This window comes from Burkholderia plantarii (assembly GCF_001411805.1).
GTDB classification, from domain to species: Bacteria; Pseudomonadota; Gammaproteobacteria; order Burkholderiales; family Burkholderiaceae; genus Burkholderia; species Burkholderia plantarii.
Genome location: NZ_CP007212.1, coordinates 2,048,371 through 2,061,190, shown reverse-complemented (window position 1 = coordinate 2,061,190; position 12,820 = coordinate 2,048,371). Strand labels below are relative to the sequence as shown.

General features: G+C 66.7%; 10 protein-coding genes, 2 pseudogenes and 1 CRISPR repeat array. Of the genes and pseudogenes, 3 read left to right on the top strand and 9 right to left on the bottom strand.

Going from position 1 to position 12,820, the window contains the following annotated elements; all coding sequences use genetic code 11:
• Positions 1 to 139: 139 nt before the first annotated feature.
• The 3 genes and pseudogenes from cas3f to thiM form a co-directional block, all read right to left on the bottom strand.
• Complete coding sequence (cas3f, locus tag bpln_RS08855) at positions 140 to 3,658, bottom strand: type I-F CRISPR-associated helicase Cas3f (RefSeq protein ID WP_055138605.1); 3,519 nt, start codon at positions 3,656 to 3,658, stop codon at positions 140 to 142.
• Positions 3,655 to 4,647: pseudogene (cas1f, locus tag bpln_RS08850) on the bottom strand (type I-F CRISPR-associated endonuclease Cas1f). The gene cas3f and the pseudogene cas1f overlap by 4 nt, the downstream one beginning before the upstream one ends.
• Positions 4,648 to 4,803: 156 nt before the next feature.
• Entirely contained in the window at positions 4,804 to 5,589 is a 786-nt protein-coding gene (gene thiM / locus bpln_RS08845; protein WP_055138604.1) for a hydroxyethylthiazole kinase, read from the bottom strand.
• Between the two features lie 34 nt (positions 5,590 to 5,623).
• Between thiM and bpln_RS35230 the strand changes: the two are divergent.
• Positions 5,624 to 5,759: pseudogene (locus bpln_RS35230) on the top strand (IS256 family transposase); the annotation flags it as partial.
• Positions 5,760 to 5,872: 113 nt separating this feature from the next.
• Positions 5,873 to 6,561: a CRISPR direct-repeat array (repeat unit 28 nt; unit sequence TTTCTAAGCTGCCTATCCGGCAGCAAAC).
• Between the two features lie 236 nt (positions 6,562 to 6,797).
• Entirely contained in the window at positions 6,798 to 7,298 is a 501-nt protein-coding gene (locus tag bpln_RS08840) for a hypothetical protein (RefSeq protein WP_042624901.1), read from the top strand.
• Here bpln_RS08840 and bpln_RS08835 read toward each other — a convergent pair.
• The 5 genes from bpln_RS08835 to bpln_RS08815 form a co-directional block, all read right to left on the bottom strand.
• Positions 7,270 to 7,938 carry a hypothetical protein gene (locus bpln_RS08835; protein WP_055138603.1) on the bottom strand — a complete coding sequence of 223 codons (669 nt, stop codon included), beginning with the start codon at positions 7,936 to 7,938 and terminating at the stop codon, positions 7,270 to 7,272. The two genes, bpln_RS08840 and bpln_RS08835, sit on opposite strands and share 29 nt — an antisense overlap.
• Positions 7,935 to 8,363, bottom strand: coding sequence for a hypothetical protein (locus bpln_RS08830; protein ID WP_042624899.1), 429 nt, complete (start codon positions 8,361 to 8,363; stop codon positions 7,935 to 7,937). Before bpln_RS08830 ends, bpln_RS08835 begins: the two co-directional genes overlap by 4 nt.
• Positions 8,364 to 8,660: 297 nt before the next feature.
• Entirely contained in the window at positions 8,661 to 9,884 is a 1,224-nt protein-coding gene (locus bpln_RS08825; RefSeq protein WP_055138602.1) for a YeeE/YedE family protein, read from the bottom strand.
• A 302-nt stretch (positions 9,885 to 10,186) separates the two neighbouring features.
• Positions 10,187 to 10,735 carry a DUF3005 domain-containing protein gene (locus tag bpln_RS08820; protein ID WP_055138601.1) on the bottom strand — a complete coding sequence of 183 codons (549 nt, stop codon included), beginning with the start codon at positions 10,733 to 10,735 and terminating at the stop codon, positions 10,187 to 10,189.
• Positions 10,736 to 11,097: 362 nt separating this feature from the next.
• On the bottom strand, positions 11,098 to 11,649 hold the full coding sequence (locus bpln_RS08815) for a hypothetical protein (protein WP_055138600.1): 552 nt from the start codon (positions 11,647 to 11,649) through the stop codon (positions 11,098 to 11,100).
• 178 nt (positions 11,650 to 11,827) lie between these two features.
• Here bpln_RS08815 and bpln_RS08810 point away from each other — a divergent pair, with 178 nt between their 5' ends.
• Entirely contained in the window at positions 11,828 to 12,256 is a 429-nt protein-coding gene (locus bpln_RS08810) for a CBS domain-containing protein (protein WP_042624895.1), read from the top strand.
• A 154-nt stretch (positions 12,257 to 12,410) separates the two neighbouring features.
• On the opposite strand, the gene bpln_RS08805 is transcribed toward bpln_RS08810, so the two are convergent.
• Positions 12,411 to 12,632, bottom strand: coding sequence for a hypothetical protein (locus tag bpln_RS08805; RefSeq protein WP_082465241.1), 222 nt, complete (start codon positions 12,630 to 12,632; stop codon positions 12,411 to 12,413).
• Between the last annotated feature and the right edge of the window lie 188 nt (positions 12,633 to 12,820).

Sequence of the window (12,820 nt, the reverse complement as noted above, 5' to 3'; positions counted from 1 at the left end):
AAGCATTTTGGCGCAGGTAATTTGACGCAGCCAGCATTCAGCCAAGCATGTTAATTTTTGCCGCACTGCCGGACAGGCAGCTTATTCAAGTAAAGAAGTGATTTCCCGTCGCAGCTTTTCTGCCGAACAGGCAGCCCTCTCAATCCCTGCTGAACCCTAATGCCGGGTGATACCGCCACCCGGCATCCTGCTTCGGCAAACTGACCACCGCCACCTGCCGCGCGGCATCGAGCAGACTTTGCCCGTGGGCCTCCGCCCACTGACGCAGCAGCGCGAGCAGATCGGTATGACACCACGGGCTGATTCCCGGCCCGGCCAATTCCACATCCGGCACGACGCGGCTCACCATGTCGCGATCGTCGATGAATCGAGCCGGTGCCCCTTTCTCCTCTTCGATCCGACAAAGCCGTAGCGCATCTTCGTCCTCATTCGGCAGCCACACGACTTCCACACGCGTCTGCGGATCGAATCGAAACGGCTGAATCTGCGGCAGGACTCCCGTCAGCCAGACATGCCGCGCATCCGCATCGCGGTCATGCCAATGCCGTGTCGCGTCGCGCGTGATCGGCGTGCGCCATTGATTGGCCGCATCGCGCGCCAGCATCGTGTCCCACATTCGGCCGTGTTCGAGATCGGCAAGCCGGCGCCTCGGATTCAATTTCGCCGCCTTGCGAATTCGTGGCCGTGAATCGACGCACCAGGTCCGGCCGCTCTCGTCCCAATCGAGCAGGTCATCGAGGCTATGCGATTCCAGATGGAACATCGCCTGCGTGTCGCCGCCTTTCCCATGCGTCACCATCTTGCGCATTTCGAATCCGGGCTTGGCGAACACCGGGTCATCCTTGCCGCGCCGCTCGAAACATCGCAGGTTCGTTTCGAGCACGGCCAGGTTCGGCGCCGCCACCGCGCCGACTCGATGTCGCCGCACACGGCCGGCAAGCTGGATCAGCGAACGCACCGCCGACGGCTCCGCGATCGCCCAGTCCGCATCCCAGTCGCGCCCCACCTCACAGACCGGCGACGCCAGCACCACGAACAGGTGATCGCGCTCGTCATGCCGATCGAGCAGCGCGCGAATCACCGGGTTCGTCCACAACGGGTCCACGCCGCCGGAGGCCGGACGCCGGTCGAACGCAGCATCCAGTTGCGCCTCCACATCGGAGCGGGCAAGCAGCGGAAACTGCGAGTGATAAACGCACAGGTGGACACGCACGTCAGGCGCCGGCGCGCCGTGCCGATACATCGCCAGTGCCACGTCGAACAACGGATCGATGTTCGACATGCGGATCAGCCCGAGGCTCACACGCTTGCCGCTTGCCGGATCGACGCCGTGATTCTGCGAATCGCGATGCAACTGCCACGCTTCGTCCAGCAAGAGTCGCGACATCGCTTCTCGGCGCGCGAGCTTCTCCATCGAACTCCAGGCACGATCGATCGACACCAGCCGCGCCTTGCGCCGGACCTCGGCGCCGGCAAGCCGTTCGCATCGCCGATCGACAAAGGCATCGTGGGCGGACTTGAACGCGTCCCCATCACCACAATCGGCATGCGACTGTGCAAACTCATCCACCCACAAGCAGGCAACAGAAAGCGGCGCATCGGGCCGGGCGCCGCGATTGCGCTGGAAGTAACCGCGCCCGTCCCGGTAAGCGAGGTAAAGGCCCTGCACCAGCGCGGGCGGCAGCGTGGCCGACGACAGCAACACGCGCGAGCCGAGCATGCCTGCCCAGTGAACGAGCCGGGTCAGCGCCAGTATGTCGTCGATGTCGAAGTCGTCCGGCTCGTCGAGCACGAGGTCGCCCGTCATCAGGCGCAGCGTCGGCGCGATCTGGTGGCCGCCGCGCAGGCTCTCGGTGGCGGGCATCAGATGATCGACGGTACAGACGAGCAGCGGCGCTGCGATCAGCGCGCGCACCTTCGCATCGCTCGTCACGCGTTGCAGCAAGGCATGCCGATCGTCGCCATCGAACAGGATCTGGCCGCCCTCGTCGAGCAGCGCCTGCGTCGACGCCGATCCGCTTGCCTCGGCCTGCGCCTCGCGATAGTCGAACAGCATCCGGCTGACCGCCCCGCCCACCTGAATCGCCAGTTGCTCGTCGTTGAGGCCGAGGTCGCGCCGGAAGCTGCGTCCCGTCTGCAAGGTCAGCGTCCGCAAGCCAATCGCGAAGGCACATCGCATGCCGCGCTGCGGATCGGCCAGCGCATTCATGATGCGGGCATTGCCGAGCGTCTTGCCGCTGCCGGTGGAGGCCATGTTGACGATGAACGCGCCATGTTCCTGCGCCCGCGCGCGAATGCCCGCGGCGAGATCGGCTGCCTTGTCCTGCCATTGAAAGCGCGCGTTCCGGCTGCGTTTCCTCAGGCCGGCATGATTCTGCAAGGCCGGAAGGCTGCGTGCCAGCGTCGGTAGCGAATGCGTGACGAGCGAAGCATGCGCCTGCACACCGAGCAGGTGCTCGTCGAGCGTCTGGTTGAAGCGTGACCGGCCGCGTTCGTCGCACGCCGGGCCGCCATCCCGATTGCGCAGCGTGTTGGCGTAAAGCGGATAACGTTCGTTGCGATACGGGCGGCGCAGCGTTTCGTCGGTGAGGCTCGAATAGTGATGGTCGGCAAGCATCAGGCACATGCGCGAAACATGCATCACGAACGGATCGTCAAGCGGATGGCTCGCGACGGCTTCTGAAGCAACGGCTTGAAGTTTTCCCGCGTGGCGCGCGGCCTGCTTTCTCCATGCCGACGTGATCACCGGCAACCCATGCGGAAACTCCCAATCCGCGTCCAACTCATGCGGCGGCGAAGGTTCGCGCGGCGCATTCCAGTCGGGATCGATGCAGCGAAACAGATGCCGCAGTTCGCCGGCGGAGATATCGCGCGTGCGGGTGCCGAACCGTCGCCAGTGAAAACGTCGGTCGTCGTCTTCGGGATTGGAAGCCTCGTTCCGGACGGGTTTGCACGGCAAACGATGGTGCGTGAGGATCAGCCACGCGACAGCCTGCGCCAACGGCGGCAGCACGGCGAACGGCAGGCGCGCCATGGCTTGCGCGTCGCGCCCGTCACGCAGCAGCCGGCCGCCCTCGTGATCGAGCCACTGCAGTTCGAAGCTGGACGGATCCATTGCCGGGTCCGCGCAAGCGGCAAGACGCGCGAGCCAGTCCGCATCGTTCGCCGCCTCGCCGACGAACGCCTGGAAGAGCCGCACCGATACCCACTCGTGGCGATAGTCGCTGCGCGGCGCCCCTCGTTGTGCCGTCAACTTGTTCTGGAACGCGAGCGTGGCCTTGCCGAGATCGTGCATCAGCGCCGCCAGCGCCGTGATGCCCGAAATCAGCGGCAAGCGGTGCCAATGGCTTTCGTCATCTGCGCGCAGCACGTCGCTGGTGCTTGAATTGGTGGGCACCGCCCCTTGCCTGTTGAACTGGCGGCCGTCGCCGACGATCCACAGCAGTTCGCTGTGATCGCGCCCGCGTATCCAGTGGCAGGCCACCGCCGTGTTCTTGCGCGCGGTCTGGCGCAGCAGCTTGCGCACGGTGTCGAGCCCGGCTTGCGTGATCGGGGTTTGCCAGGTGCGATCGCCGCGCCGCTCGGCGAACTGGTCGAGGATGCGGCGGGTTTCCGTCAGCGCGCGTTTCGTGCATTGCGACACGAACAGCACGTTCACGATGCGGCTCCCGGCGTTTGCGCGAGCCGCGCCGTGTCGACGGCGATCGACTTGAGCGTGTCGATGATGAAGTCGAGCGATTCGTCACGCGTCAGCGCTTCAATGCATTGGCGGCGAAACTGTTGCTCGTCGTCGCCGCGCATCGCGGACAGGAACGCCTGCGGCAGGATGATCGCGTCCTTGACCAGATCGGCCGCGTCGAACACCAGGCCGCCGCGCCGCGTCTTGCCGTGCAGCACCGCCAGCCCATGCGGCAGCCCGAGCACCTAGGTCGCCGTCGCGCCAAGGCCGTAGGCCAGATAGTTGCCATGATCGAGAAACCGGTTGGCCGCGTCGGTGCCGGTGCCGCGCTTTGCGCGCGTGAAATCGCCGTAGCCCACGGTATCGACGGCAAGTTTGAACAATGCCTTGGTCAGGCGTGCCTCGTCAGTCAGCAAAGCCGTCACGTCGCGCGCGTCATCGATGTGTTTTTCGAATTGCCGGATCAGTCCTTGCAACGGTTCGAGCTCGACGCCGAAGCCCGACTCCCGCAATGCGCGGGTGGTCCATGCGTCCTGAAGCCGATGCAGGCGCGCGGTTTGAATGCGTTTCGCGGCATGCAGCCGTAACGCGTCGTCGAACCAGAATCGCACCCACGCCTGCAAATATTCGGTCGGCCGATATTCGCTTTGCGGCGACATCCACGCCACCTCGATATCGACCTCGTTCGCACTGAACAACGGCGTGCCGCCGCCTCCGCAGAAGCCGACCAGCACACCGGCCTTGGCAAGCTCGCGCATCGCCGCCTGCGTGATCGACGTGCCGGTGCCGAGCAGGATGCTGGAGGTGTTCGCGATCGGGATATTCCAGTAGAGACGCTTCTTGCCGGCGTCCGTCACATACTCGACGCGACCGCCATTCACGAGCACCCGACAATGCTCCAGATAATAGAGATTCGCGCGCTTCGAGTGCAGGATGGTTTTAAGTTCCGATGCCTTGATCGACTCCACTGGCGCCCCGTCATTTTTGTGTGTCGAGGAATCGTAGCCGAATCGGGGATGGGAGCGGTGATGGTTTTGGGTCGCGTTGGTGTTGGCGTGTCGAGATGGTCTTTTTGTTATCCAGACTGCCTGCGCGGTATCAACCGCGCGCCGCGCGCTCCGCCCTCAGGCTGCCGGGTCGAGCAACGACAGTTCGTCGACGAACGCCACGGCGAACGAACCGGTGCCGCGTGCCGATGCCGCGCGCTCCGCCGCGACCTTGTAAATCGCGTGCGCCGCAGCCGTGGCTTCGAGCGGCGAGCGTGCATTCGCCAGCAAGCCCGCGATCAACGCGCCAAGCGCGCAGCCGGCGCCGGTGACGCGGGTGAGGCGCACGTCGCCGCCGCTGACGGCAATCAGCGTTTCGCCGTCGGTCACGTAATCCACCTCCCCGCTGACGGCGATCACCGCGCCGCTCTCTTTCGCGAAGTGCTGGATCACCGCGATCGCCTCGTCGGAGCGCGCGGTGCTTTCCACGCCCTTCGTACCGGCACTGCCGCCCGCGAGCGCGATCAGTTCGCTTGCATTGCCGCGAATCGCCGCCGGCTTGTAGCGCAGCAGTGCTTGAATGGCCGCGTCGTACCCGGGGCTGCCCGCCCCGAACGCCACGGGATCGAGCACCCACGGCGTACCCGCTTCGTGTGCCGACCGGGCGGCCGTCTCGAGCGTATCCGGTGCGCTGCTGATCAGCGCGGCACCGTTGACCCACATCCCGGCTGCGGCGGCAGCGAAGCAGGTCGGCCAGTCCAGCGCGGCGCCAATCGCGGGTGCGGCCCCCACGGCCAGCAGCACGTTTGCACTGAGGTTGGCCGCGATGTAGTTGGTCAGGCCGTAGACGAATGGTTGTGCGCGTTGCAGTGCCGCCAGTTCGTCGCGCACCGTTGCGTCAGCCCATGAAAGTTGCCGAGTCATGTTGATCCCCTGAAAAAGCGTGGAAAGGTTCGGGCAGGCCCCGCTCAAACTGATTGGGTTGGCCCTGCGCAACGTCGTTGCGAAATGGGCCGGCTCCCGGCACGAATGGAAACGTCCGACGACGCAGTTTGCACTGCTTTACCCGGGAGCGATTCAACGTCGAGGTCTGATTCTTAATCCGCCTCACACGGGGGATTCCGGATGTGTCTGGTTGTCTTTTTGTTATTTGCGCTGCCTGTCCGGTAGCAAACAATTCGACGCGCCCGAGCCGGACGTGGCGGAATTTCTAAGCTGCCTATCCGGCAGCAAACGCGCGCGTCGTATCGCGCCAGAATTGCCAGTCTTTCTAAGCTGCCTATCCGGCAGCAAACATCAGCTCGCGCTGACCGAAATTCGCCCGGTATTTCTAAGCTGCCTATCCGGCAGCAAACAGACAGCAGTCCCCTTTTCCCAAGTACGACATTTTCTAAGCTGCCTATCCGGCAGCAAACGGTTCGTTGAGGGATGGACCGCGCGCGGGTTACTTTCTAAGCTGCCTATCCGGCAGCAAACGTGCGTTCGTGCTGAAGCTCGAGCACGAGCGCTTTCTAAGCTGCCTATCCGGCAGCAAACTCCCATTGGATGCAGCTTCGATTCTCCATCGCTTTCTAAGCTGCCTATCCGGCAGCAAACGCCCGGGATCGGCTTCATGTCTGCCCGTCAGCTTTCTAAGCTGCCTATCCGGCAGCAAACATCCACCCCTGCTCGCGCGCGAGGTGCAGGATTTTCTAAGCTGCCTATCCGGCAGCAAACGGCCTTCCCAGCTACAACGACTTCATCATGAATTTCTAAGCTGCCTATCCGGCAGCAAACATCAGTTCATCAAGGGCAACGACGATCGTTACTTTCTAAGCTGCCTATCCGGCAGCAAACGCACCGCGCAAGCCACAGGCCCGGCGCAAGAATTTCTAAGCTGCCTATCCGGCAGCAAACTGGACAAAAAATCCCCTAATTCCTTGATTCAACAACGAATTCCCATCACTCCGCTCCGCCACCCCAAATTCCCCCCCCTCGCCAACTCATTGATTTTCCAACCCTTCGCGCATTCTGCCGAAAAAAGGGTTCACCGGTCACCACCCCAACCACCCGCGTCACCCCGCCCCATTCCCGCCCATCGAAACGTTTACAATACGCGCCCACCCAAGCCCCCGAACCGAAGCCGAAGCCTCATGACCGACCACCTCACCGACACCGACGCAGCCCGGGACGACAACCCGATCCACGAGGACGGCCTCTGGCACGACAACGGCTGGACGGCACGCGTGATCAAGAACGAGGACGACGACGGCTGGGCTGTCGCGATGATCAAGGACGGCGAGGCCGAGCCGGCGCTGGTCGGCCCCTGGACGATGGGTCGCGACAAGAAGAATCCGAAGCCCCTCGACGCGGCCGCGTTTCGCACGCTGGTGAAAACCGCGTCGGAAGTGCTGCGCCGCCACGAGCAGCAGCGCGAGGCGATGCTGCACAAGGAAGTGACGGTGCATGTGGAGGAACGCGCGGTGTCGGTCACGCTCGACATCGTGCCCGACGACGACGAGCCCTACGCCGTGCTGAAGGCGTTCGACGAAGCCGGCGAGCAACTCGGGCAGGCCACCGTGCAGGCCGGCTTCCGCCTCGACAAGGCCAGCGCGACGCGCTGGATCAGCCGCGATTTCGAGCGTCCCGACTAAGCCCCGACCAAGCCGGCGGCATCGCGTCAAACCTCGCCACCGCCCCCCGCCTCACTGCCCTGCCTGCAGCGCCTTTCTCCAGTGCCTTCTTCTGCGCGCGGCGCTGCGGCGTCGCGTTGTTGCGCGCGGCACGTGCCGTGTCGAACGCCTGCTCGTCGTAAACGCAGCCGGCCGCGTAATGCCCGGCGTCGATGTTGAACGCGCGCATGGCGCGCTGGTTCAGATCCTTGCGCACGATCGCGTAGCCGTCCATCTTCATCTCCACGTCCAGGCCCTCGCGCTTGCCGAGCGCGAGCACGTCGTCGGCGGCGTGCGGCGAGGCGACCACCACGAACATGCTGCTGCGGCTGTTCAACAGCACGGTGTCGGAACTGGTGCCGAGCGCGCTCACGGCCGGCTTGACGGTCCATACCGGGCCGGACGTGCCGGGGATGTCCTTCGCCTCGGGAAAGCCCACGGCATGCGCGTCGACGCTGTCGTTGAAGCCGGCCAGATCGTCGAACGACGCGCGGCATTGCACGAGCTGCTCGATCAGCGCGCGCGGGTCGGCCTTCGCGGCCGCATGGCCGGCCGACGCCGCGCAGGCCAGCACCACGCCGCCCAGCGCGGCGGCCACACGACACTTCAGCGGCGCGCTCATCGCTTCACCACGCAATCCTGCAGAGCCAGGAAATCGGTGCCCGAGGTGAGCGCGATCGCGCAAATCGCGCTGAACTTCGCGCCCACCGGCAGCGCCGCCATCTTCCGCGTTTCCTTGTCGTCGTAGCCGGTCAGGCGCGCGAGCGGTTCATCGGGCCGCGACGGGTCGCCGGCCACCAGCAGCGTGTTGCCGGTGAACCCTTGCGACTGCTCGACCACCACGGCGGTGAACAGGATGCGCTTGTCGTCGCCGTACTCGGGCAGGCCGGTGACGGACTGGTTGTCGTGCGCGTAGCGCGAATAGAGTTCAAGGAGCTTGACCTTCCCGACTGCCGGACCAGCCGCGTGCGCGACGGGCGACAGCAACGCGACCGATGCGGCCAGCACCGCGCCGGCCGATGCGAGCCGGACTGCCTGTTGGATCATGGTTGTTCTCTCAGCGGATGATGTCGTTCTGATCGGACGCCACGCGCGCCGGCGGCGGCAGCGCGGCCCGTGCGCCGTCGTTGCAATCGGCGCGAGCCGTAATGTAGCAGAAAGCCATCGGCCGTGAACCGGCGCCCGGCGCGGATTATGGGCTGCCTCACGAAGCGCCCCGATCGCCAGGCCCTCACGCGCGCAGGCTTCGCGCGTCCTTCGTCCCAATGAAAAACGCGCGACCTCCATGGCTGGAGCGTCGCGCGCGACGGGTGAATCGCGCGCCGTCGGGCGCGGCCGGCCAATTCAGCAGCCGGTGTTCTTCACGCGTTCCACCTCGAGGCCGAACCACGGGCGCAGCCGGGTGCCGAGCACGTTGCCGGCGAACGCGCAGACGAGCCACAGCCAGCCGTGCAGGCTGCCCGACACGATCCCGCTGAAATAGGCACCGATGTTGCAGCCATACGCGAGCCGCGCGCCGTAGCCGAGCAGCAGCCCGCCCACTACGGCGGCGACCAGCGAGCGCGGCGGCACGCGCCAGACGGGCGCGTAGCGGCCGGCCAGCGAGGCGGCGGCCATCGCGCCGAGGATGATGCCGATGTCCATCACGGTGGTCACGTCGTGGCTGGCCGGCGCGGCGAGCGCGGCGGCATTGGGGCCGGCCATCCAGTACTTCCAGTTCGCGACGTCGATGCCGAGCGCGGCGAAGCCCTTCGCGCCCCACAGCGCGAACGCGGAGGTCACGCCCCACGGCCGCCCGGACAGCGCGAGCGTGGCGAAGTTGAGCACGGCCAGCGCGACGGCGCCGGCCAGCAGCGGCCACGGGCCATGCAGCCACGGCGAGGTGTGCGGCGCGCGCGTCTCGCGCACCAGGCCGCCGTGGCGGCGCTTCTCGAGCGCCACGGTCAGCGCGGCGATCGCGGCGAACACCGCGAGATTCAGCGCGAGCGCGGGCAGCACGCCGAACGCGCGGACCAGCGAGACGGGCCTCAGTTGCGGCATCGAGGTCCAGAACGGCATGTGCGCGGTGGCCACCACCGAGCCCACCACGAACGCGAGCAGCGTGACGATCATGCGCGTGCTGCCGCCGCCCACCGTGTAGAGCGTGCCCGAGGCGCAGCCGCCACCGAGCTGCATGCCGACGCCGAACAGGAACGCGCCGACGATCACCGAGGTGCCGGCCGGCGAGACGAGGCCGGTCACCGGATGGCCGAACAGCGTGCCGGCCGACAGCGCGGGGAAGAACAGCAGCACGCCGATCGCGAGCATCAGCATCTGCGCGCGCAGGCCGGCGCCGCGGCGGTCGGCGATGAACACGCGCCACGCGGAAGTGAAGCCGAACGCGGCGTGATAGAGCGTCATCCCGAGCAGCGCGCCGACCAGATACAGCGCGGCCTGCCGGAGGCTGACGGCCTGCGCGAGATAGACGGCGCCGAGCGCGACGAGCAACAACGCGACGCCGAGCGATTTCGGATTGATGGAGTCGAGCACGCGCGGAGCGCGCACCGGCGACGAAGGCAAAGTCGACATGAGCGGAGAAACGAAACGTGACGGAGAGAACAACCGGGCTGACGAGGTCGGAAGACGTGGTGCGAGGGGTGAATCGCGGGATTCGCGCGCTCGTTCACGCCGCCAATCGGATAAATCGGCGTGCCGAACCAGCGGGCATCGCGCCGGGCGCGATCACGGGCCACCCGGTCGGGCGTGAGCCGGACGCAAGCCTAGCACGAAACGAAATCCGCGCCGTGAGGAGGGAACGGCGCCGCCGCGCCGGCCAGTCGACCGGACGCGGCGGCGTTCATGCGAGCCGGCCCGCAAGCCGGCCGTCAACTTCAGTGCGACGAACGTTCGAAGCTGAACACGCGCTCGGCGCGCTCGCCGTTGGTACGTTCGACGGTCACGGTGCCGCGATTTTTCACATGCCAGCCGGGCCGCGCGGTCACTTCCGCGGGCGGCTGGCTGTCGATGCCGCCAAGCCCCTCGACGGGCGGGCTGGTGGCGTCGTCGAGCGAGGCGTTCGACTGGATCACGTTGTCCTGCAGCGGCGACGCTTCGCGGCGCGCCTCCAGCCCCTTGCCGTCCACGTCCACCGAGTTGTCGGTGGCTGCCATGTTGCCGTTGTCGAGCGAGGTGATGCGCTCGGCGGCGCGGCGCACCGGGTCGTCGTGCTGCTGCCCGCGATGACCGCGTTCGATCGGCGGCAGGCCGGTGGGCGTCTTGCCCGCGATCGACTCCGGCGTCTGCTTGTTCGCAAAGCCGGCCGCCTGCGTGCCGGCGTCGGGCTGGTCCTTGCCGGCCGCCGGCATCTTCACCGGGCTCTGGCCGGCCTTTTCGTGCTGTTGCTGCGGATAGGTGTTCGATTTGACCGGTTGTTCAGACATATGGGCTCCTTGTCGCGCCGCCGGTCGAGCCTGGCGACGCTGGTGGCGTTGAGTGGGCTGGGCCGTCGACGAAGGCGAAGGAACGCCGACGACGCGCGCGAGCCAGCAATCGGCGCATCGAGAGCGTCATCCCTTCTCCACGTTCGCCGCGGGCGGGTCCATGGATCCATGCAACATGCGTGCCGGCCTCGAGGCCCGTGACGACGGCCTGCGGGCGGCCTGCGCGCGACGGCGCGGCTCCATGCCGGCAATCGCTACATCGCGTTTGCAAATCTTCCCCGACCGCCACGTGCATTCGACCCCGCGTCCCGGGCACATGCCTGCGCGCGGCAACGCCGGAACGCAGACACGGCCAAGACACCTTACGCCGCCTCGTCGGGCCTGCGGGTCGGGTCGAAATCCTGCCAGCGGCCGTCGCGCCATTCGCCGTCCACGCGCTCGACCGAGATCGCTCCGGTCGAGCGCAGGATTTCCTCGGCCGCGGTGGCGTTGCCCTCGTTGACGTGCGCGGCCAGCACCACGCCGTGCTCGGTGCGTTCGAGCGTGCCCGTGCCCTCCTCGGCGCGCCCGCGCATGCCTGCCAGCGCGCCGCTGAACGCGCCCAGATAGGCGCCGAGCAGCGTCGTCGCGACGGGCACCCACCACGGGGTGTGCCAGATCGCATAGACCAGCAGCCCGAGCAGCAGGCCGATCGCCACGCCCCGCACGGTGCCGGCGATCGCGCCGCGCCCGCCCGGCTTGGCGGCCGTATCGGCGTACACATCGCCGCCGATCGGAAAGCGCCCGTGCTGGCCGTGCGGATTCAGGAAGAAGATCGATACGTCGTCGCGCCGGAACTGTCGGTCCATCAAGCGGCGCCGGGACGTTTCCGCGTCGGCGAAAGTCTGGAAGTTGCCTGTCACGATCATCGTCATGATGTTCTCCTCTCGGGATCGGGCGCATGTGCCGTCGCTCGTCCAAGCACGCAAGCGCCGTGCCGCGAGGCGCCGGGAGAACACACGGGAGAAAGCCGCGCGTGTCGCGCCCTTGCCGCGCGGCCGGCACGTGAATTGCGCGCTGTCCGGGCCGACAACGTCAGACGGAGGACAACGGATGATTCGGGTAGCGGATGTGATGTCGCGCGACGTGGTATCGATCGCGCCGAACGACACGGTACGGCACGCGGCGCAGTGCATGGCGCATTACGACGTGGGCGCGTTGCCGGTGTGCGATCGCGGACGCATCGTCGGCATCGTGACCGATCGCGATCTGACGGTGCGCGTGCTCGCCGACGACGTCGGCCCCGACACGGCGATCGGCGAGATCGCGACGACGCGGCCGGTCTGCTGCCGCGAGCACGACGATCTCGACGCGGTCCAGCAGCGCATGGCCGAGGCGCGGATCCGCCGGACGCCGGTGGTGACGGCCGGCGGGCGACTGGTGGGCATGCTGTCGCTCGGCGATATCGCCACGCGCGCCCAAGGCGCGTCGCAGGACGAACTGGCGAACACGCTCGAACGCGTCTCGCAGCCGGGCCAGTGATGCGCGGCTGATACGGACGCGCGACGACGCGGGCGGTAGCGCGACGCACTCCCGGCGTGGCCGCCGCGACAATGGCGGCAAGCTTTTGCGATCGGCGGGATGGCCGGCGTTGCGGCGCAGCCGACGCCGGCCGCGGTGCGGGCGAGGCGCGGGATCAGTACGTGGGCAGGCCGATGCAGGCGTTCGGATCGGCCGACGCGCAGGCGATCGAATAACCGGCCGCGCTCATGGCCAGCATGTCCTTGCCCGCGTCGAGCGCGTCGCGCAAATCGTCGGGGCAGCGTTCGTAGGTAATGAAGGCGGTACAGGCGACAGCGGACATCACGACCAGCGAGAAAGCAATCTTTTCAAGTACGACAAAACGGTGAGGCATCATCCCTCAATCCTCCTTTGAGGGCGTCATTCTATCGCAGCATAGGGTTTTTACCTAGGGATTGCACCGGAGTCGAGGGGCGCGACGCGGCCCGAGCCTGCCCATCACGATGCGAGCCCGCTGCCACGGGCCGTGAAGACCGCCAGGCGCGGGCTCGGGTGTCGGATTCACGCAACGCCGCCCGCCGTCGA

Coding starts and splice junctions, on each gene's coding strand:
- thiM (WP_055138604.1), bottom strand. CDS start 5,589: ATGACTCGGCAACTTTCATGGGCTGACGCAACGGTGCGCGACGAACTG.
- bpln_RS08840 (WP_042624901.1), top strand. CDS start 6,798: ATGACCGACCACCTCACCGACACCGACGCAGCCCGGGACGACAACCCG.
- bpln_RS08835 (WP_055138603.1), bottom strand. CDS start 7,938: ATGAGCGCGCCGCTGAAGTGTCGTGTGGCCGCCGCGCTGGGCGGCGTG.
- bpln_RS08830 (WP_042624899.1), bottom strand. CDS start 8,363: ATGATCCAACAGGCAGTCCGGCTCGCATCGGCCGGCGCGGTGCTGGCC.
- bpln_RS08825 (WP_055138602.1), bottom strand. CDS start 9,884: ATGTCGACTTTGCCTTCGTCGCCGGTGCGCGCTCCGCGCGTGCTCGAC.
- bpln_RS08820 (WP_055138601.1), bottom strand. CDS start 10,735: ATGTCTGAACAACCGGTCAAATCGAACACCTATCCGCAGCAACAGCAC.
- bpln_RS08815 (WP_055138600.1), bottom strand. CDS start 11,649: ATGACGATGATCGTGACAGGCAACTTCCAGACTTTCGCCGACGCGGAA.
- bpln_RS08810 (WP_042624895.1), top strand. CDS start 11,828: ATGATTCGGGTAGCGGATGTGATGTCGCGCGACGTGGTATCGATCGCG.
- bpln_RS08805 (WP_082465241.1), bottom strand. CDS start 12,632: ATGATGCCTCACCGTTTTGTCGTACTTGAAAAGATTGCTTTCTCGCTG.